At 70.0% G+C, this 18,553-nt stretch carries 18 protein-coding genes; 4 read left to right on the forward strand and 14 right to left on the reverse strand.

Annotation, left to right across the window (positions count from 1 at the left end):
- Positions 1-92: 92 nt before the first annotated feature.
- The 7 genes from ACWCRJ_RS41725 to ACWCRJ_RS41755 form a co-directional block, all read right to left on the reverse strand.
- A complete protein-coding gene (locus ACWCRJ_RS41725; RefSeq protein ID WP_450944200.1) occupies positions 93-992 on the reverse strand; it encodes a PaaX family transcriptional regulator in 900 nt (299 codons plus the stop codon).
- The gene (locus ACWCRJ_RS41730; protein ID WP_450944201.1) at positions 989-1,492 is read right to left on the reverse strand and encodes an acyl-CoA thioesterase; all 504 of its coding nucleotides are present in this window, start codon (positions 1,490-1,492) and stop codon (positions 989-991) included. The genes ACWCRJ_RS41725 and ACWCRJ_RS41730 overlap by 4 nt, the downstream gene beginning before the upstream one ends.
- Positions 1,459-3,834: a bifunctional salicylyl-CoA 5-hydroxylase/oxidoreductase gene (locus ACWCRJ_RS41735; RefSeq protein WP_450944202.1), complete on the reverse strand. Its 2,376-nt coding sequence runs from the start codon at positions 3,832-3,834 to the stop codon at positions 1,459-1,461. Before ACWCRJ_RS41735 ends, ACWCRJ_RS41730 begins: the two co-directional genes overlap by 34 nt.
- Positions 3,831-5,465 carry an AMP-binding protein gene (locus ACWCRJ_RS41740; protein WP_450944203.1) on the reverse strand — a complete coding sequence of 545 codons (1,635 nt, stop codon included), beginning with the start codon at positions 5,463-5,465 and terminating at the stop codon, positions 3,831-3,833. The genes ACWCRJ_RS41735 and ACWCRJ_RS41740 overlap by 4 nt, the downstream gene beginning before the upstream one ends.
- Positions 5,462-6,394: an acyl-CoA thioesterase gene (locus ACWCRJ_RS41745; protein WP_450944204.1), complete on the reverse strand. Its 933-nt coding sequence runs from the start codon at positions 6,392-6,394 to the stop codon at positions 5,462-5,464. Before ACWCRJ_RS41745 ends, ACWCRJ_RS41740 begins: the two co-directional genes overlap by 4 nt.
- Entirely contained in the window at positions 6,394-6,924 is a 531-nt protein-coding gene (locus ACWCRJ_RS41750; protein ID WP_450944205.1) for a cupin domain-containing protein, read from the reverse strand. The genes ACWCRJ_RS41745 and ACWCRJ_RS41750 overlap by 1 nt, the downstream gene beginning before the upstream one ends.
- A gap of 104 nt (positions 6,925-7,028) precedes the next feature.
- Positions 7,029-7,844: a fumarylacetoacetate hydrolase family protein gene (locus tag ACWCRJ_RS41755; protein WP_450944206.1), complete on the reverse strand. Its 816-nt coding sequence runs from the start codon at positions 7,842-7,844 to the stop codon at positions 7,029-7,031.
- Positions 7,845-7,978: 134 nt separating this feature from the next.
- Between ACWCRJ_RS41755 and ACWCRJ_RS41760 the strand changes: the two genes are divergently transcribed.
- A complete protein-coding gene (locus tag ACWCRJ_RS41760; RefSeq protein ID WP_450944207.1) occupies positions 7,979-8,413 on the forward strand; it encodes a RidA family protein in 435 nt (144 codons plus the stop codon).
- A gap of 250 nt (positions 8,414-8,663) precedes the next feature.
- Positions 8,664-9,623: a 5'-nucleotidase gene (locus tag ACWCRJ_RS41765; RefSeq protein ID WP_450944208.1), complete on the forward strand. Its 960-nt coding sequence runs from the start codon at positions 8,664-8,666 to the stop codon at positions 9,621-9,623.
- Between the two features lie 132 nt (positions 9,624-9,755).
- Here ACWCRJ_RS41765 and rox read toward each other — a convergent pair whose 3' ends face one another.
- The 5 genes from rox to ACWCRJ_RS41790 all read right to left on the reverse strand — a co-directional run bounded on the left by rox (position 9,756) and on the right by ACWCRJ_RS41790 (position 14,577).
- A complete protein-coding gene (gene rox / locus ACWCRJ_RS41770; protein ID WP_450944209.1) occupies positions 9,756-11,300 on the reverse strand; it encodes a rifampin monooxygenase in 1,545 nt (514 codons plus the stop codon).
- Positions 11,301-11,544: 244 nt separating this feature from the next.
- Positions 11,545-12,585, reverse strand: a complete 1,041-nt coding sequence (locus ACWCRJ_RS41775) for a VWA domain-containing protein (protein WP_450944210.1) — start codon at positions 12,583-12,585, stop codon at positions 11,545-11,547.
- A 263-nt stretch (positions 12,586-12,848) separates the two neighbouring features.
- Positions 12,849-13,508, reverse strand: a complete 660-nt coding sequence (locus tag ACWCRJ_RS41780; protein WP_450944211.1) for a glyoxalase — start codon at positions 13,506-13,508, stop codon at positions 12,849-12,851.
- A 5-nt stretch (positions 13,509-13,513) separates the two neighbouring features.
- A complete protein-coding gene (locus tag ACWCRJ_RS41785) occupies positions 13,514-14,035 on the reverse strand; it encodes a helix-turn-helix transcriptional regulator (RefSeq protein ID WP_450944212.1) in 522 nt (173 codons plus the stop codon).
- Positions 14,036-14,166: 131 nt separating this feature from the next.
- Positions 14,167-14,577: a VOC family protein gene (locus ACWCRJ_RS41790; RefSeq protein WP_450944213.1), complete on the reverse strand. Its 411-nt coding sequence runs from the start codon at positions 14,575-14,577 to the stop codon at positions 14,167-14,169.
- 148 nt (positions 14,578-14,725) lie between these two features.
- Between ACWCRJ_RS41790 and ACWCRJ_RS41795 the strand changes: the two genes are divergently transcribed.
- The gene (locus ACWCRJ_RS41795) at positions 14,726-15,277 is read left to right on the forward strand and encodes a hypothetical protein (protein WP_450944214.1); all 552 of its coding nucleotides are present in this window, start codon (positions 14,726-14,728) and stop codon (positions 15,275-15,277) included.
- Between the two features lie 304 nt (positions 15,278-15,581).
- Positions 15,582-15,713 carry a hypothetical protein gene (locus ACWCRJ_RS41800; RefSeq protein WP_450944215.1) on the forward strand — a complete coding sequence of 44 codons (132 nt, stop codon included), beginning with the start codon at positions 15,582-15,584 and terminating at the stop codon, positions 15,711-15,713.
- 356 nt (positions 15,714-16,069) lie between these two features.
- Here ACWCRJ_RS41800 and ACWCRJ_RS41805 read toward each other — a convergent pair whose 3' ends face one another.
- Together ACWCRJ_RS41805 and ACWCRJ_RS41810 are read right to left on the reverse strand one after the other, a co-directional pair.
- Positions 16,070-17,365 (reverse strand): cytochrome P450, encoded by a 1,296-nt coding sequence (locus ACWCRJ_RS41805; RefSeq protein WP_450944219.1) that lies wholly within the window; start codon positions 17,363-17,365, stop codon positions 16,070-16,072.
- 112 nt (positions 17,366-17,477) lie between these two features.
- Positions 17,478-18,161: a TetR/AcrR family transcriptional regulator gene (locus ACWCRJ_RS41810; RefSeq protein WP_450944216.1), complete on the reverse strand. Its 684-nt coding sequence runs from the start codon at positions 18,159-18,161 to the stop codon at positions 17,478-17,480.
- Between the last annotated feature and the right edge of the window lie 392 nt (positions 18,162-18,553).

An 18,553-nucleotide genomic window follows, 5' to 3' on the forward strand; every position in this document is an offset into this window, starting at 1 on the left:
TGTCGGTCGAACTCGCTTGCGCATTACCGGAAATGAGTCACCGACGACTCACGCCCGGCCCGCGTGCCCCGCGCTGCGGGACCGCAGGACGATCAGGAGCTGCGCTGAAGCGCCCTGGTGTCGTCCGCCCGCTCGGCCGCCTTCGGCTGTGTGGACCAGTAGGGAGCGGCGTGGGCCAGCGCCCTGCCCTCCAGGAGGGTGACCATCCGCTCGAAGAGCCGGACGGCGGCCGGGCCGCTCCAGTCCTCGGCGAGCACCTCGCGCGGCAGCCCGGGGTCGCGGAAGGGCAGTTTGCGCCAGTGGTCGATGACGGCGAGGTAGGTGACGAAGGCGTGCTGCCCGTCGATGACCGCGGCCTCGCCGAGGAGGTCCGCCTCCCCGTCGTACTCGCCGATGAACTCGCGGTAGCGCCGGTCGATCTCGTCGAGGTCCCAGCCGCCCCGGACCATGGCCGTCAGGTTCTGCCCGGCGACGTAGTCGCCGACGAAGACGGCGCACTGCTCAGTGAGGTCCAGTTCGGCGATGGCGCGCTGCGCGGCCGGGAGCATCCGCGCCGGCGCGATCCAGACCGCCGATCCGATGTTGCCGAAACCGAGCGAGGTGAGGTGCGCGGTCAGCTGGTGTCGCAGGGCACGAGCGGACTCGGGGACGGAGAAGTTCACGAAGCACCAGCCGTCCCCGAGATCGGCCGGCTGCCGGGCGTGCCAGATGATCTCGTCACCCGCGGCGAGTGCCTCCAGCGCGGTCGGCGTCAGTGTGTAGCCGCGCATCCCCGCGCGGCTCTCCGACTCCAGCCAGCCGCGCTTCTTGAGCCGGAAGACCGCCGTCCGGACGCTGGGCGCGTCCAGACCCAGCCCGGTCAACAGTTCGACTGTGCCGGCGATGGGCATCCAGTTGCCCATCTTGCGGACGATGGCGCCGAGGAAGCTCACGAGCACTGTCCGGGAACGACGCCCGGCCGCTGTGGGCCGGTCGCCTTTGATCGTACTCATTCCAGTGAGTATGCCGGACGGGCATCCGACGACCGGACCGGCCCGGTCAGCGCGGCGACCCACTCCTCGGGCCACGGGGCACTCGCGGCACCCTCGCGGTGGTCCCCGCCGATATGGACGGTCACATAACGGCCGCGTGCGGCCCGGCCGCGCGGACGGCCGCGGAACTCCTCGCCCCAGACCTCGAAGACGAAGGTCATCGAACTGGTGCCGACCCGCACCGGTTCCACGACCGTGCACACGTCCTGTCCGAAGAAGAGCGGCGCGTCGAAGTCCACCTCGTAGCGCACGCGCGGTGCGACCGGGAAGTAGCCGTGCAGGCCGAGCTCCCGCATGAGCGAGGCCTCCGCGGCCTCAACGAACCGTACGACCGTGCTGTTGTGGTAGATGCCGGCCGCGTCGGTGTCGATCCACTCGATCCGTGTGCGGTGCACGCCGACCGGGTTCTCGGCGCCGGGAGAGGCGATCACGTGGACGCCGCGTCGGAAGCGGCGGTCCACCGCAGGTGCACGTCCTCGGCGGCTCCCGCCCGCAACAGCGACAGACGCGGCGAGATCTTGTCGGTGCGGGAGGAGGGCGGTCTGCGGCTGCCCGCCGACCACTGCACCGGCCACTGCGCGCCGGACCCTGCGTACTCCTGCTCCGCGGCGGCCTGCAAGGTCCACTGCGGGTTGTAGAGATGGGTGCGTCCCAGGGCGCACATGTCGGCCCGTCCGGCGAGCAGGATCGAGTTCACGTCGTCGTACGAGGAGATGGCACCGACCGCGATCACCGGCACCCCGGCCGGCGCGGCCACCAGATGCCGGATCTTGTCGGCGAACGGCGTCTGGTAGGAGCGGCCGTAGGCCGGCTTCTCGTCCTGGGAGACCTGACCGGAGGAGACGTCGATGGCGGCCGCACCGTGCTCGATGAACGCGCGCGCGATGTCCACGGCGTCGTCCTCGGTGTTGCCGTCCGGCATCCAGTCGGTCGCCGAGATGCGGACCGTGACCGGGACGGCGGACGGGACGGCGCGGCGCACCGCGTCGAAGACCTCCAGGGGGAAGCGCAGCCGGTTCTCCAGGGAGCCGCCGTACTCGTCGGTGCGCCTGTTGGCGACGGGGGAGAGGAAGGAGGAGAGCAGGTAGCCGTGGGCGGCGTGCACCTCGATGAGGTCGAAGCCCGCCTCCACCCCGCGCAGGGCGGCACCGGTGAAGTCCGCGACCACCTTGTCCAGGTCCGCGCGGGTGGCTTCCCGGGGGACGTGGCAGCCGGCGCCGTACGGCAGCGCCGAGGGGCCGATCACCTCCCAGTTGCCCTCGTCCAGCGGCTGGTCGATGCCCTCCCACATGAGTCTGGTCGAGCCCTTGCGGCCCGAGTGGCCGAGCTGCAGGCCGATCCTCCCGCTCGTGCGCTCGTGCACGAAGCCGGTGACCCGGCGCCAGGCGTCGCGCTGCTCGTCCGTCCACAACCCCGGGCAGCCCGGGGTGATCCGACCCTCCGGCGACACACAGACCATCTCGCTCATCACCAGACCGGCCCCGCCCAGCGCCTTGGAGCCCAGATGCACCAGATGGAAGTCACCGGGGACGCCGGAGTCGCAGGAGTACATGTCCATCGGGGAGACGATCACGCGGTTCTTCAGTTCGAGCGGACCGATCCGGACCGGCTGGAACATCGCCGGGGCCACCGTGGGCGCCCGCTGGTGCCTGGCGAACTCGGCCTCCATCAGCGCGGCGAACTCGCCGTCGCGTTCCCTGAGGTTGTCGAAGGTGATGCGCCGCGAGCGGGTGAGCAGGTTGAAGACGAACTGCGCCGGCTCCTGACCGGCGTACATACCGATGTTCTCGAACCACTCCAACGACGCCTGGGCGGCCCGCTGGGTCGACTCGACGACGGGCTTGCGTTCGCTCTGGTAGGCGGCGAGCGACTCGGCCACCGTCGGATGCTCGTGCAGGCAGGCCGCCAGGGCGAGCGCGTCCTCCATGGCCAGCTTGGTGCCCGAACCGATCGAGAAGTGGGCGGTGTGGGCGGCGTCGCCGAGCAGGACCACGTTGCCGTCGTACCAGCGCTCGTTGCGGACCGTCGTGAAGTTCAGCCACTTGGAGTTGTTGGTGAGGACCCGGTGGCCCTTCAGCTCGTCGGCGAAGATCTCCCCGATCCTCGCGACCGCGTGGTCGTCGGAGACACCCGGCGCGAACACCTGGTCCCCGGTCCGGCCGAAGCCGGCGCGCCGCCAGACGTCCTCGTGCATCTCGACGATGAAGGTCGAGCCCGTGTCGGAGAACGGGTAGCCGTGGATCTGCATGGTGCCCCACCGCGTCTCCTTGACGAAGAACTGGAACGCCTCGAAGACCAGATCGGTGCCCAGCCAGATGTACTTGTTGCGCCGCGTGTCCAGCGACGGCCGGAAGACGTCGGCGTACTTCGTGCGGACGGCGGAGTTGAGGCCGTCGGCGGCCAGCACCAGGTCGTGGGAGGCCCGCAGTTCGTCCACGTCCGGCGCCTCGGTCCGGTAGTGGACGGTGACGTCGAGACCGGCGGCCCGCCGCTGCAGGATCTGCAGCAGCTCCTTGCGGCTCATCGCCGCGAAACCCTGGCCGCCGACGGTGAAGCGGTGGCCGTGGAACTCGATGTCGATGTCCGTCCAGCGGGCGAACCGGCTCTCCATCGCGGCGTGGACGGTTTCGTCGGCGTTGTCGATGCCGCCCAACGTCTCGTCGGAGAAGACCACCCCGAACCCGAAGGTGTCGTCGGGCGCGTTGCGCTCCCAGACGGTGACCTCGTGCGCCGGGTCGAGCTGCTTCATCAGCGCGGCGAAGTACAGGCCCCCGGGGCCGCCGCCGACGATGGCGATCCTCATGCTTGCTCCTCCAGGAGCCGACGGAGCTTGAAATGCTGCAGTTTGCCGCTGGGATTGCGCGGCAGCGCTTCGACGAAGCGCACCTCGCGCGGGTACTTGTACGGCGCGATCTGCTGTTTGACGTGGTCCTGGATGTCCTTGGCCCGCCCGGCGTCACCGACGACTCCCTCGCGCAGCACGACGAACGCGCAGACGATCGCGCCGCGTTCGGCGTCGGGCGCGCCGACGACCGCCGCTTCGACGACGTCCGGATGGGTGTCGATGGCGGCCTCGACCTCGGGGCCGGCGATGTTGTAGCCCGACGACACGATCAGGCTGTCGTTGCGCGCCCGGTACCAGAAGTAGCCGTCCTCGTCGCGGAGGAAGGTGTCGCCGGTGACGTTCCAGCCGTTGACGACGTAACCGGCCTGGCGTTCGTCGTCGAGGTAGCGGCAGCCCACCGGGCCGATCACCCCGAGCAGGCCCTCGGCGCCCGGGCCCAGCTCCTCGCCGTCGGGTCCGAGGATCGCCGCGCGGTAGCCCGGCACGGGTCTGCCGGTCGCACCGGGGCGGATGTCGTCGCCGTCCGCCGAGATGAAGATGTGCAGCATCTCGGTGGCACCGATCCCGTCGATGACCTTGATGCCGAGCCGGTCGCGCAGTTCCTCCCACAGGCCCCGCGGGATGTGCTCTCCCGCGCTGATCGCGCGGCGCAGTCCCGCCAGCCGTGTCACCTTCCCGGCCGTGACGATCTGCTTGTACGCGGTCGGGGCGGTGGCCAGGACGGTCACCCCGTGCTCGGCCACGAGGTCGGCGAGCCGCGGCGGCGCCACGGGCTCGGTGAGGTAGGCGCAGGCACCCGCCCGCAGGGCGAACACGACCAGCATGCCGAGGCCGAAGGTGAAGGCGAGCGGTGCGGTGCACGCCACCAGGTCGTCGGATCGCAGCCGGAGCGTGTTCTTGCCGAAGGTGTTGTCGATCGACAGGATGTCGCGGTGGAAATGGGTGGTGATCTTCGGGACGCCGGTGGTGCCCGAGGTCGGCCCGAACAGCGCGACGTCGTCGGCGGCGGTGTCGACCGCCGCGAACCGCCCCGGCTTCCGCCCGGCCCGCTCGCTCAGGTCGTCGGCCGCGTCGCCGCCGTACGGTACGACGACCAGCTTCGGCGCGACGGTGTCCCGTACCGCGAACACGTCGTCGAGGAAGCGGTGGTCGACCAGCGCGACGGCCGGCCGCGTCTTCGCCACGATCGGCGCCAGCTCACGGGCCCGCAGCGCGGCCATGGTGGCGACGGCTATCCCGCCCGCTCTGAGCACGCCCAGCCAGGCGGCGACGGCCCAGGGGGTGTTGGGGGAGCGCAGCAGCACCCGGTTGCCGGGCACCAGACCGAGATCCTCGGTGAGCACCTGGGCGACCTGGGCGGCCCGCAGCCGCAGCTCGCCGTAGCTCCAGACCTCACCCTCGGGTGTACGCAGCGCGGGCCGGTCGGGCCCGAAGGCGGCGGCCGGACGGTCGATCAACTCGACGGCGGCGTTGAGGCGTTCGGGGTACTGGAGCAGGTCGGTCGTGAACTCCAGCACCGGCCATTGCCCGGGTCCGGGGAGGTGGTCACGGGCGAAGGTGTCGACGTGTCCCGAGGGGGAGAGGGTCATGCCGGCCTCCCCTCGGAGGCACGGATCATTCCCTCCTGGACGACCGTCGCCAGATGGGTGCCGTCCGGGGTGAAGAACCGGCCGGAGCCCAGCCCGCGGCCGCCGTCCGCCGCGACCGCCTGCTGGGTGTAGAGCAGCCAGCCGTCCGTCACACCCGGACGCGGAGCGCGGTGGAACCACATCGCGTGGTCGAGACTCGCCGTGACCAGGCCTTCTTGGGCCCAGGGCAGGCCGAGGACGCGCAGCACGGGCTCCAGGATGGTGTAGTCGCAGACGTAGGCGAGGGCAGCCGCGTCGCGCTGGCCGTCGGTGAGCCCGTCGACCGGCCGGAGCGCGTCGAACGGCTTGACCCAGACCGCCTGGTGCGGCTCCCGGGCACCCTCGATGTCGAGGTAGACCGGGCCCGGCACATGACGCATGTCGAAGCCCCGGCCCTCCGACCAGTAGCCCTGCGAGGCCTCGGTCATCGTCCCGCCGGTCCGCCCCGCGAGGCATTCCGCGGAGCTGGGCAGTTCCTCGGGATCGGGCAGGTCCGAGCCCAGCCAGTCGGGGACGGCGCAGGTGTGGCTTCCGCCGGGCTCGCCGGCCGCGAAGTTGGCCAGGCAGACGTAGAGGGGTTTGCCGTTCTGGTAGCCACGCACCTGCCGGGTCGCGTATCCGCGGCCGTCGCGCAGCAGCTCGACCTCGTAGCGCACGTCGGCGCCGATGTCGGCGGGGCGCATGAAGTAGGAGTGCATGGAGTGCAGCGTCTTGCCGTCGTCGACGGACCTCATCGCGGCCGCTGCGGCTGCGGCGACGAGGTCGCCCCCGTACGCCTTGGGCCATGGGCAGGGCTGGGTGACCGCGGTGAAGGCGAGGTCGAAGCGCTCGGCCTCGGCCGGGGTCAGGGTGACGGCGGCCGTGAAGATGTCTGAGGTGGTGTCGGTCATCAGGGCCGGTCCGTCCAGTCGCGCAGGTCCGTGTCCTCGACCTGGGGGAGATTGACCACGATGTTCTCCGGTGTCCGGGTCGTCATCCAGGTCAGTGGCCTGTTGCGGTCGAGATTGCACTCCACGTGCGGCAGGAACGGCGGCACGAAGACCCAGTCGCCCTCCGACATGTCGATGTAGTCCTCGAACTTCGCGCCGAAGTAGATCCGCGCCCGGCCGGAGAGCACGTAGCCGCCGGTCTCGGCCTCACCGTGGTGGTGGGGCACGGACCGGTAGCCGCCATCGTTGTGGACCTTGCCGAACCAGATCCGGGTCGCCGGGGTGTGCTGGATGCTGACCCCCGAGATCCGGGTGGCCCCGGCGGACTGCCCGGTGTCCCCGGGCTCCGCACCGGCCCGCGTGACGACCGGGACGACCAGGCCGCTCGCGGTGGCGTACATCGAGTCGTCCCCGTCCAGGACGTACTGGCCCTGGGCGGACTGACCGGGGGTGTGATGACCTGGAACGTACTGATCGGGATCGGGGTTCATGAGGTCTCCTGGTCGGCTGCGGCTGCGGCTGCGGCTGCGGCTGCGGCTGCGGGGCGAGGGGCGGGGGCGAGGAGCGGATCGCGGGGGAGGGGAGGGGGACGCCGTCAGTCGGTGAGGCGCACGGTGTTGCGCAGCGTGCCGATGCCGGCGATCTCGGTCTCCACGACGTCTCCGTCGGAGAGGAAGCGCTGGGGCGTCCGGGCCACCCCGACGCCGCCGGGCGTGCCGGTGAGCACGAGGTCGCCGGGGCGCAGCACGGTGAAGGTGGAGATGTACGCGAGCAGGTCGGCGGCGTCGAACACCAGCGTCTTGGTGCTGTCACGCTGCACCTGCTCGCCGTTGACCCGGCAGATCACCTCCAGGCCCGCGGTGGGCTCGATCTCGTCCGGCGTCACGACCACGGGACCGAGGGGAGTGGACGCGTCCCATGCCTTGCCCTGGAACCACTCCGGGGTGCGGTACTGCCAGTCGCGGACGGACATGTCGTTCGCCACCGTGTAGCCGGCGATCCCGGCGAGCGCGGTCTCCCGGTCCGCCCGGCGCAGGGTCGCGCCGACCACGACGGCGAGTTCGGCCTCCCAGTCGACCTGGAGGCCCCTCGGCAGCACGACCTCGGCATCGGGACCGGTGAGGGTGTCGGCGTACTTGGGAAAGAGCGTGGGGTACGCGGGCAGCTCCCGGCCCGTCTCCCGGATGTGATCGGCGTAGTTCAGCCCGCAGCAGACCACCTTGCCCGGAGCGGGGAGCGGCAGCACCGGTACGGCGTCGACGAGCGCTTCACCGGCCAGATCCGCCACTTGCCGGGGTGGCGTGACTGTCAGCAGGGCCGACAGGTCGGCTGCCGGGAGCGCTCGCCAGGTGTCTCCATGGAGGACGGCGGCGGTCGTGCCCGCCGCATGGGAGACGGTCGAAAGACGCATGGGTGTTCCCTCTCCTGGCCGTTCGCCGACCCTCGGGGTATTTCATTATTTCTACGAGCGTCAGACCTCTGTCAATAGATGCTACGGTGAGGCGGCAGACAGCCAGCCCCGGCACCGTCCCGCAGGAGCTCTCCATGGCGACCCACTCGGCCCCGGTCCCGATCAACCCCGCGTCCCTGCCCACGCCCAGCGGCTACTCGCACGGGACGCTCAGCGGCAACACGCTCCACCTGGGCGGCCAGACCGCCCTCGACCCGGACATGAAGATCGTCCCCGGCGGCATCGTGGAACAGTTCCGGCAGGCATTCGCCAACGTCCTCGCCACACTGTCGGAGGCGGGCGGCATCCCGCAGGACCTGGTGAGCATCACGCTCTACCTGACCGATATCCCCGACTACCAGGCGCACGGGAAGGAGATCGGCAAGGTGTGGCGTGAGCTGGCCGGGCCGGTCTATCCCGCGATGGCCGGCATCGGCACGACGGCGCTGTGGCAGCCGGAGGCGCTGATCGAGATCGTCGGCGTCGCGGTCATCCCGGACGAGCGACTGGTCCGGCCCGCAACCTCTTGAAACTCGGCCTGAGGTCGCGCGACGCGGGCCGCACGCCCGGCTGCGACATCCCGGACGGGCGGACGAATCGGCGGTGGTGACGCCGTGTCACTGACGACGACAACACCGCCCGAGACGTTTGCCCGCCGGGCTCGGAGGCACAGGTACACCCCTGCCCCGTAGGGGCGTGAAACGGCGCCGGCCGCCGTCGTGGCGAGCCCGACATGCCATGATCGGAGCCTGCGTGCGATGTACAGCCGGGGAGGATGCCGTGGCCGTCTACGAACTCGAGAACCGCCTGGTCGTCGGTGTCGCCTCCAGCGCACTGTTCGACCTGGCGGAGGCGGATGCCGTCTTCCGTGATCAGGGGGAGGAGGACTACCGCGGCTACCAGGAGGAGCACCTGGACGACACGCTGGAAAAAGGGGTCGCCTTCCCTTTCATCCGCAGGCTGCTGTCCCTGAACCACCTCTCACCGGACGACCCTCTGGTCGAGGTCATCATCCTGTCCCGCAACGATCCCGAGACCGGGCTGCGGGTCATGCGGTCGATCCAGCGCCACGGTCTGCCGATCAGCCGGGCCATCTTCATGCAGGGCCGCTCGCCCTACCGCTTCATGCCCGCCCTGAACATGTCCCTGTTCCTGTCCGCGAACGAGGACGACGTCCGCGAGGCCGTCGCGCTCGGTCTGCCCGCCGGCCGCGTGCTCGGCCCGGCCGTGGCCGACGAGGACGATGACCAGGACCTGCGGATCGCCTTCGACTTCGACGGAGTTCTCGCCGACGACGCTTCGGAACAGGTCTACCAGGCCGACGGCATCGAGGGCTTCCGCTCGCACGAGACGACGAACGCCGCCACCCCGCACGACCCGGGCCCCCTGCGTGACTTCCTCGCAGGCGTCAACCGGCTCCAGCGGCGCGAGGAAGAACGGCGGGCAGCCGACGCCGGCTACAGGATTCGCGTCCACGTCTCCCTGGTCACCGCCCGCGACGCACCGGCTCACGAGCGCGCGGTGCGCAGCTTGCAGAACTGGGGCGTGACCGTCAACGACGCCTTCTTCCTCGGCGGCATAGACAAGAGCACGATCATGGAGGTCCTCAGGCCCCACATCTTCTTCGACGACCAGGTCGGCCACCTGACCGGCACGGCCCGCAGCACGCCGAGCGTGCACGTCCCCTTCGGGAAGATCAACGAGTCGGAGCGCTCGGTGCCTGAGCAGGCTCGGCGATGAGGCTCGCCCAAACCGAGATCGCGGACAAGGGACCACGTCGGTCGGCTTCTGCCCTGGCTGCCACGACTCGGCCCGCGGCTTCGTGGGCCCGCCCCGAAGGGCGGTTCACGAAGCCGCCGCCGGACGGACGATCTACGCGGTCGGTTTGCCGAACCAGCGGGAGAGGTGATCGTCCAGGTCCTGTTGACGGTCGCCGACCCAGGCGACATGGCCGTCGGGACGCAGCAGGACGCACGGAGCATCCAGCGCCGCGGTGGGATCCGCGAGGTGATCGACCCTGTCCGACCAGCCGCCGACAGTCAGACGTTCGGTGCGGTCCAGCAGCAGGCCGCGACCACGATGCAGCAGACCGTAGAGGCGGCCCTGTTCCACGTCGATGTCACGCAGGCGGCGGCCGAGCAGATCGGGGCCTTCGCCGAAGTCGTAGCGGATCCCGATCGCGGTGATCTTCTCGATCAGACGGCGGTTCACCTCGTCGAAGTCCATGAGTTCGGTGAGCAGTCTGCGGAGGGCCTGTGGGCCCGGTTCGGTGGAGTGCAGTTCCATCTGGGCGCGGGTGTTGTCCAGCACGTCCTCGGCGACCGGATGGCGTTCGGCGTGGTAGGTGTCCAGCAGTGATTCCGGCGCCCAGCCGCGGATCTGTGCGGCCAGCTTCCAGCCGAGGTTGACCGCGTCCTGAACGCCCAGGTTGAGGCCCTGACCGCCGGTGGGCGGATGGATGTGTGCCGCGTCGCCGGCCAGCAGCACCCGCCCGACCCGATAACGCTCGGCCAGCCGGGTGGCGTCCCCGAAGCGGGACAGCCAGCGCGGGGAGTGCACACCGAAGTCGGTTCCGGCGATGGCGCGCAACTGTTGCCTGAAGTCCTCAAGGGTGGGCGGTTCCGCACGGTCGCTGACCCCCGCAGCCGGGACTACGACGCTGTATGCCCCTCCGCCGAAGGGCCTGAGCCAGAATCGCTTGTCGGTCTTGCCGATCTCGGTCACCGTGGCGGCGATCTCCTCCTGCGGCACACCCACTTCCATCTCGCCCATCAGCGTCTCGGTCCGAGAGGCCTCGCCGGGGAAGCCGACGCCGAGCAGTTTGCGCACCGTACTGCGCCCGCCGTCGCAGCCCACGAGATGGCGCGAGCGAAGCTGTTCGCCGTCGGACAGCTCGACGGTCACACCCTCCTCGTCCTGCTCGAAATCGACCACCGCACAACCGCGACGGACGTGCGCACCCAGCTGGGTCGCGTGATCTTCGAGTAGCTGAACGATGACCGGCTGCGGGATGCCCAGCAGAAAGGCGTGCGCGGAATCCAGGCCCTGGGGCGCCGGTTTGTCTATGCCGGCGAAGAACCCGGCCGCCGGGCGCTGTCTCCCGTGCCGGCGTATGCGGTCCAGCAGGCCGCGCATGGCCATCAGCTCAAGGCTGCGGATGTGCAGACCGACGATGCGGACGAACGAAACGGGCTCGGTTTCCCTCTCCACAACGAGGACCCGCACATCGTGCAGCCGCAGTTCGGCGGCCAGCATCGCGCCGGTCGGCCCGCACCCGGCGATGATCACGTCGTACGCGAAGGGCGCGCGACCGGCGCCTGAGGCCGGCCCACGCAGTCCGGGGGAGTCGCCCTCGGTGTGGTCGTGCTCGGCCGTACCGTTCGGCGACGGCTCGGTGGTGAACTGCGGAGAGTTCATAGGTGTTGCCTTTCGGGAGTGCCTGGTTGTCGAGGCACTCCCGGCGACACCTACGTCGATCGCCCGACCATGACGGCAAGGGGGAGCACCCACAGCGATACAGCGTTCATGGGTCTCACCTCCTCGGACGGCGTCACAGTCGACTCAAGCTACAAGCCGCCACCTGACGCCGTCCAACTCTTTACGTCATGTGCTCTTGGCCGGGTACAGAGCCGGGCCTCGCGGCGCCGAAGCCGGCAGTGCGTCAGAGCATCAGCAGCAGGCGCGTGTTCGGTACGAGCTTGCGGTTCACACTGGTGCTCTGCACGAAGATCGTGAAGTCGTCGTTGTGGTCCGGCTTGACGCGGACTTCCGTGTTCGGCAGGCCGAGCAGGGCTCGGGCCTCCGGCCCTGTGTACACCCGGTCCGTCTTCTTCTCCAGCACCGCGATCTGCTTCCTCGCCTGGACCTTCTCCGACTTGCTCAGTTGGTAGAACGCACCACCGGTGCGGTAGGCGTGCCCGCACTCGACGACCCAGTCCCGGATCGCCGCGTCGCGGGCCACCGGGATCAGCTGGTACTGCGAGGGGTCCACCGGGGTGAGCCCGGCCGCCTCTATGGTGTCCTTGTTGACCGCCTCCGCACCGGTGGAGAACACGGCCCGCGATCCTCGGATGCCCTGGGTACGGCCCACCATGAAGTTCTCGGTGGCCTGCCGGATGACCTGTCCGGCTTCCTCCAGCCCCTGGGTGCTCGTGGCGTCCCAGATGGCGATGTTGTCCTTCGGGAAACCGCACTGCATGGCTTCGCGCTTGCCCATCTGGTCCGGCACCAGGACGGCCAGCGTCCAGTTGTCCTGCTGTGTCGCGATCATCTCGGACACGGCCTTGACCAGGTCACGGGGAGCCCTGGTAGTGACATCCGGGCAGCGATGGCTCGCGTTCTCCTGGCCGTCGGTCAGGACGAACGTCAGGAAGCTGTGGTCGCCGTACAGTTGAGCCGTCTGCGCCAGCTCCCCCTGCGACTTCAGCGCCGCCGCCAGCAGGGCGGTCATCCCGCCGGTCCGATACAGCTGCTTCAAGGACGGCATCCGCAGCACGTCCTTGTCATAGATGACGCACTCGACCTTGTCCGCGAAGACGTAGACCGTGACGCGGGTTTCCTGGTCCAACTCCCCCGACCGACGGGCGAGGTAGGCGATCTGCTGGTCGGCGACTTCCACGACCTTGCTGCTCAGATGTGACATGGACGAGCTGGCGTCCAGCACAAGAGCGACGTGATTGATGTAGTTCTGGCTTCCGGACATGGTGGCTCCCCCTCGTTCCGACCCGATTGCTTCTACTCTCTCACCCACCACTGACAATCGATCTTGGTTCCGGGGCGGGACCGAGTGTCCGCGAGCAGCGGTCCGATCGGATCGACGGTAGCGAGCCGGTGTGGCCACACCACGGGCACTGGGAGGATGCTGATCGGGGCCATTCGCCCGCGACAGTCATCTGGCCCGGTCCCGCAGCCGGTCCGACACTGTCTCCGACGGCGCGGTCATGTGGTGCCGTCGGAGATCGGACGTCAGGACGGTGTGGGGGCGGGCGGCGCGGCGGCCTCCCAGGCGAAGCCGTCCGGGTCGGTGAAGGCGTCGGCGGTGCCGCCGAGGACGATGCGGTGCGAGCCGGTGCCGTCCACGGGGACGCCCAGGTCCTTGGCCAGCGCGCGGCGCTTGTACAGCGCCGGCTTGACGGGGCTGGACGGACCGGGGGCGAACTCGACGTACTTGGCGCCGAAGCTCCTGGCCACGGTCAGGCCCCGGCCCACGTAGAACTGCTTGGTGGCCTTGACGTCCTCGACACCGAGCAGCAGAACGACCTCGTCGATCTCGCGGGTGGCGGGGCCGGCGTCCTTCTTCGCCGAGGTCGCGATCTTCCAGATCGTCCCGTCCGGGGCCTGGACGACGCCGCCGTAACCCCACATCGACTTCGTGGCGGGCTTCAGTACCGCCGCACCGGCGTCCACGGCGGCGGCGACGAAGCCGTCGACGGTGGCCGGCCCGGACACCGTGAGCGCCAGGGTGAAGCCGCGAAATCCCGCCGAGTGCGCCACGGACTCCCGCAGGCGTATGTACGTGTCCACGCCGAAGGCGCCGTAGAAGCGGCGGGCGGCATCGGGGTCGGCCACTTCAAGAGTGACGGACGCGAGGATGGTGCGGGCTGCGAGGGAAGCGGTGGTTGCCATGTCCCTCACGCTAGAGGCCGGGCGGTGGCCTGGGCTTCTCGATTCCTGACCGGTCTCGCCACTTGCTTGGCCACGCACGCGGGCATCCCCTCCACCGTGATCGCCGGGCCCGCGCCGTGGGACGTACCCGAGGCCTCGGCAACGTCGGAGACAGCATCTGCCGCCTGGCGTCGGAAGGCCCCGGGAGGTATGCCGACCAGCTCGGTGAAGCGGGTGGTGAACGTCCCCAGCGACGCGCAGCCGACCGCGAAGCAGACCTCGGTGACGCTGAGATCACCCCGCCGCAGCAGCGCAGTCGCCCGCTCGATGCGACGCGTCATCAGATACGCGTACGGCGACTCACCGTAGGCGGCCCGGAACTGCCGACTCAGGTGCCCGGCGGACATGTGTGCGTCGCGAGCGAGCGCCTCCACGTTGAGCGGCTGCGCGTACTCCCTGTCGATCCGGTCGCGGACGCGGCGGAGCCGCGCGAGATCGTCCAGGCGCTGCGCTTGGACGCGTGCGTGCCGCCATTCGGGCTTGCACATGAGAACCCTCCCCTTCGTGGTTCGTCTTCCCCCACCATCGGCGTCTTCGAGCGTGCGGGGTACCGGCCTCGGCGGGCACCCCGGACGCTCGACGGTGTGGGCAGACACGTCTGCACCGACAGCCGCAGGGTTCAGCGCAGTTCCTGGATGCGGACCAGGTTGCCCGCGGGGTCGCGGACGGCGCAGTCGCGGATGCCGTACGGCTGCTCGGTCGGCTCCTGGACGACCTCGGTGTCACCGGCCTGCACCTTCTCGAACGTGGCGTCGAGGTCCGGGGTGGCCAGCAGGATCCAGCCGTAGGTGCCCTTGGCCATCATCTCGGCGATGGTGCGGCGTTCCTCCTCCGTGATGCCGGGATCGGCGGCAGGTGGGGCCAACAGGATCGACGTGGCGGGCTGACCGGCCGGGCCGACCGTGATCCAGCGCATCCTGCCCTGCCCGACATCGCTGCGGACCTCGAAGCCGAGGACGTCGCGGTAGAAGGCGAGCGACGCGTCGGGGTCGTCGTGCGGCAGAGAGGTCGTGTGAATGGTGATGTCCATGCCGAGCAGGCTAGACGCGACTTCGTGCGCCGCGCTTCTCGATTCCTGCCGCGAACGGGGCGAGTCGGCGCGGTGCGAGGTTCGTCGAGCCGGGGCCGTCATCCCGCTGTGTAGCCTGTCGATCTGTTCGAAGAGGATGAGGGTGGGCGTGCGGACGCTGGTGGAGGACGCCGTCGCGGAGGCGCTGCGCGACAGGGGCGGCGAGGCGATTCGCCTGTATGTCTCCGCCTGCACCGAACGCATGGCGCCCCTGTTCGTGGGCCTGCGGGCAGGCACGCCGGGGCGGGAAGCCGACCTGGACTTCTATGCGCAGTCCGTGCGGGATCTCTGGTCCGTCGACCGGCCGCTCGCCGACGCCGCCGATCGCGTACGCCGGTTGGAGCGGTTCCCTGAGCTGCAGCCGAACGAGGAGGGGATGACGGATGTCGCCGATACCTACGCCTTCTTCGGTGTCCTCTGCCTGCGGTATGCGCTGCCGGCCCACGGGTCGGGAGACGCTGATGAGGCGGTGTCCTGCGGTCATGCGGCGCTCACCGCGATGGGGTTGCTGGACCAGAACGTGTCGGGTGCCGGCCTCCTCGCCGAGGAACAACGGCTGCAGTCGCTCTCGCTGAGCGGTGACGCCTCGGGCCTGTGGGACGCGAGCGTCACGGCAGGGCGGGAGAGGTTTCGTGTGGTGCTGGGCCGCCTGCCTCGATAGGCGTGCTCCTGCCTCTGCGAGGCGTGCGGAATCGTACCCGCACGACCGTCCTGCCGTACCTGGATTCGGTCCAGGCCGCCTGTCCCGCGTACGTTTCGCCGGGGCGCGGCGTAGGCGTCCTGGGCGTCGGGTGCGAGACGGGCGGGGAACGGATGACTGATCAGCCGGTGTTCGTTCTGGGTGAGGAACTGCAGGCCCTGGAGCTTGCCGGTTCGAGACGGAGGAGGATCACCTCGGCCACGAGCGCGCGGCAGCGTTCGCGGCGTCGCTGCCGGCCGTTCCCGAACTGACGGGGAGGCTGCAGGTGTTGCCGTCGAAGGCGTACAACGCCTGGCCGTCCGTCTCCCTGCCCGCCCTCGCCTCGGAGCCCGGCGCTCTGGAGGGCATTCTGTCCGCGATCCAGGGCCTCATGGACGGTGTGGGACCCGCTGTCTGATCGTGTCATCGCGGGGCGGGACGCGGCGCCGCAGCGGATCGCGGCGCTGCGGGGGCCGTACCTGTCCCGCGGCCGGAGAGAGAAGGCGTGGCGGACGGGCGTACGAAGCCATGTCATGTCATGTCCGGACGGCGGTGGCGGACGGGGGCGGCGGCGACGCCGACGAAGTCGGGGAAGGACCCGGGCCTGTGTTCGTGGCGGCGGCGTCGGCGTCGGCGGCCTGTCGACCACGACACCGTTCGCATCCCCGACCGCGCGGTGGTGGCCCAGCCGCCTCGAGGACTCGATGCCCTCGCGGGCGATGCGGTGCATCGCCCAGCGCCCCTGTGAGGCACGGCTCCACACGCGGGCGGCCGTTACGCGACCACCATCTCCAAGGGCGCTCGGAACGACAACAGGCCGAGCATCGGCGGTTCCCCGGACCGAACCGCCGGTCGGACACCCGGCAGGCCGCGGGCCGTGGCCCGCAGGGCGACCGCTGCCTCCGTGCGTGCCAGCGAGGCGCCCGGGCAGCGGTGACGGCCGACGCCGAAGGCCAGATGGTGGCGGACGTTCTCCCGGTGCGGGCACATGCGCTCCGGGGACGGGAAGACCTCCGGATCGGATCCGCTGCCCAGGAGCATCACCAGCAACTGAGCGCCCGCCGGCAGCTCCACCCCGTTCAGTTCGGTGGCCCGAGCCGTCACCCGACGCCAGGTGGTCACGGGCGGCTCGCGCCGCAAAACCTCTTCCACCCAGGCCTCGGCCAGGCCCGCTTCCCCGGCCACGCGCGACCACACACCGGAGTCGGCCAACGCCCGGCGCAGTACGGTGGTGATGAGCTGCCCGGTCGTGGACTGGCCGGCGATGAAGACGAAGAAGCACACGCCGACCGCGGTCCCCACGTCCAACGGCCTGCCATCGGGCAGCCGGTGACGGGCGAGCGCCCCGATGAACGAGTCGGCCGGGGCCGTGCCGCCGCGCACGGTCGCGGTGAGCCACTGATGGAAGTCCACGACGAGGCTCGCCAGCTCCAGCTGCCGTTCCAGGGTGGGTCTGCCCCAGAACAACTCCAGCGACGCGTCGCTCCAGCGGATCAGGGTGGCCGGTTCGACGCCTCGTATGCCGAGCAGCTCCATCAGCACCCGGCAGGGGAGTACTTGGGCGAACGAGGTGAACAGATCGCAGCCGCCCGTGGCGTCGATTCGCGACCGCACCTCGTCGAGCAGTTCGTCGGCGATGCGCTCGATCACCGGTACCGCGTCCGCGACACGACTCGCGTGGAAGAACCGGGTGACCACGCGACGCAGCCCGGGGTGGGTCGGGGTGCCGTTGTTGGCGAGCGCGGGCGGCAGGGCGAAACCGCCACGGGCGAGGACCCGCAGCACGGCGACGGGCAGGGGAGTGACGCTGTACTGGGCGTTGTCGGGGCGGAAGACGTCCGGGTCCAGCAGTACCCGGCGCACGTCAGGGTGGCGGCTGACCAGCCAGAGCCCTGTCACCGGGTCGTGGTGCACGGGAGCCTCGGACCGCAGCAGGTCCAGCCAGGGATAGGGGTCGCGGACGAAGGGCTCGCCGAACAGGTCGAGCAGACCGAGCGGGTCACGGGTGCCGGGAGAACCGTCACCCGGGCCGCGCCCTGTCGCTCCGTCTGCGGGCGCGTATCCGTCCATGGCTGGGGAAATCACGGCCGGAAGCTAACACGCACCAGAGGGCATACCGACCGTATGTGCGCGGCATCACCCGGCGCTCGCCGACTCCACTCGCCCACACCGAGCCCCCGGCTCACCGCCCGGGCTCGCCCTCGACGAGGCGCCGCAGCTCGGGGAGCAGGGCGTCGAGGTCGTGACCGGTCCGGAACGCGACGACGGTGGTACCGCGCCCATCGTCCGGCGAGGAACCGGGTGCCGGGAAGAGCGCGAGCACCTCGCGCATGGCTTCGTCGATCTCCGCGACCGGATCGGTCGACTCGCCGCGCAGCCATCGGCGGAGCACATGGTTGTGGGCCGCGACTACGGATGCCGCCATGAGCTCGGCTCGCAGTGACGCCGACTCCGTGGGGTCACCCATCCAGTCGGCGATGAACTCACGGAACAGCCGTTGGTATCGCGCCACGCTGGCGATCTCCCGGTCGCGCAGAGCAGGCACTTTGCTGGTCAGCGCGTACCGTCGCCGGGCGAGATCGCCTTCGTCGATGTAGTGCAGCAGCACCAGGCGGACCGCGTCCGACACGGAGACCAGCGCGGTGCGGTGGCTCGACGTCGTCAGCCGGTCTTTGATCAGCTCCAGCAACCGGTCGTGGTCGGGGAAGATGACCCCTTCCTTGGACCGGTAGTGCCGGAAGAACGTCGTGCGCCCCACCCCGGCCCGTTCGGCGATGTCGTCCACGGTGGTCTGCTCGTAGCCGCACTCGTCGAAGAGGGCGAACGCGGCATCCGCCAGTCGCATCCGCGCAGATGGCTTGCTCATGACCACCCATCCTCTCCCGTCACCGTTACCGTCACCATCGGCCCCGACCTCAACCCCGACCCCGTGTCCGGTGTCTCTTGCCCTCACTCATGGTACTGAGTACCGTCTGAGTGAAATCGAGTACCGAAGGGTTCGGTGGGCATTCCGTCGCGGACAGCGATGCCGTCCTGCCGGTTCGGCGTTACGCAGGGGTCGACACGGACCGTAGGAACCCCGGCGCGCGGCGGACAGCCCGCGACGACATCGGCAAGAAGGGATCCATCCGGTGAGCGCCGAGCCCACAGATACGTCCGAGACCGACATCCACACGACCGCGGGGAAGCTCGCGGACCTGCAGCGTCGTATCGACGAGGCGACGCACGCCGGCTCCGAGCGCGCGGTGGAGAAGCAGC

The sequence above is a fragment of the Streptomyces sp. NPDC002324 genome (assembly GCF_053593335.1).

What these genes read in the sequence shown, in the direction of transcription:
- ACWCRJ_RS41725 (WP_450944200.1), bottom strand. Translation starts at nt 992, where the DNA reads ATGAGTACGATCAAAGGCGACCGGCCCACAGCGGCCGGGCGTCGTTCC.
- ACWCRJ_RS41735 (WP_450944202.1), bottom strand. Translation starts at nt 3,834, where the DNA reads ATGAGGATCGCCATCGTCGGCGGCGGCCCCGGGGGCCTGTACTTCGCC.
- ACWCRJ_RS41740 (WP_450944203.1), bottom strand. Translation starts at nt 5,465, where the DNA reads ATGACCCTCTCCCCCTCGGGACACGTCGACACCTTCGCCCGTGACCAC.
- ACWCRJ_RS41745 (WP_450944204.1), bottom strand. Translation starts at nt 6,394, where the DNA reads ATGACCGACACCACCTCAGACATCTTCACGGCCGCCGTCACCCTGACC.
- ACWCRJ_RS41750 (WP_450944205.1), bottom strand. Translation starts at nt 6,924, where the DNA reads ATGAACCCCGATCCCGATCAGTACGTTCCAGGTCATCACACCCCCGGT.
- ACWCRJ_RS41755 (WP_450944206.1), bottom strand. Translation starts at nt 7,844, where the DNA reads ATGCGTCTTTCGACCGTCTCCCATGCGGCGGGCACGACCGCCGCCGTC.
- ACWCRJ_RS41760 (WP_450944207.1), top strand. Translation starts at nt 7,979, where the DNA reads ATGGCGACCCACTCGGCCCCGGTCCCGATCAACCCCGCGTCCCTGCCC.
- rox (WP_450944209.1), bottom strand. Translation starts at nt 11,300, where the DNA reads ATGAACTCTCCGCAGTTCACCACCGAGCCGTCGCCGAACGGTACGGCC.
- ACWCRJ_RS41775 (WP_450944210.1), bottom strand. Translation starts at nt 12,585, where the DNA reads ATGTCCGGAAGCCAGAACTACATCAATCACGTCGCTCTTGTGCTGGAC.
- ACWCRJ_RS41780 (WP_450944211.1), bottom strand. Translation starts at nt 13,508, where the DNA reads ATGGCAACCACCGCTTCCCTCGCAGCCCGCACCATCCTCGCGTCCGTC.
- ACWCRJ_RS41785 (WP_450944212.1), bottom strand. Translation starts at nt 14,035, where the DNA reads ATGTGCAAGCCCGAATGGCGGCACGCACGCGTCCAAGCGCAGCGCCTG.
- ACWCRJ_RS41790 (WP_450944213.1), bottom strand. Translation starts at nt 14,577, where the DNA reads ATGGACATCACCATTCACACGACCTCTCTGCCGCACGACGACCCCGAC.
- ACWCRJ_RS41805 (WP_450944219.1), bottom strand. Translation starts at nt 17,365, where the DNA reads ATGGACGGATACGCGCCCGCAGACGGAGCGACAGGGCGCGGCCCGGGT.
- ACWCRJ_RS41810 (WP_450944216.1), bottom strand. Translation starts at nt 18,161, where the DNA reads ATGAGCAAGCCATCTGCGCGGATGCGACTGGCGGATGCCGCGTTCGCC.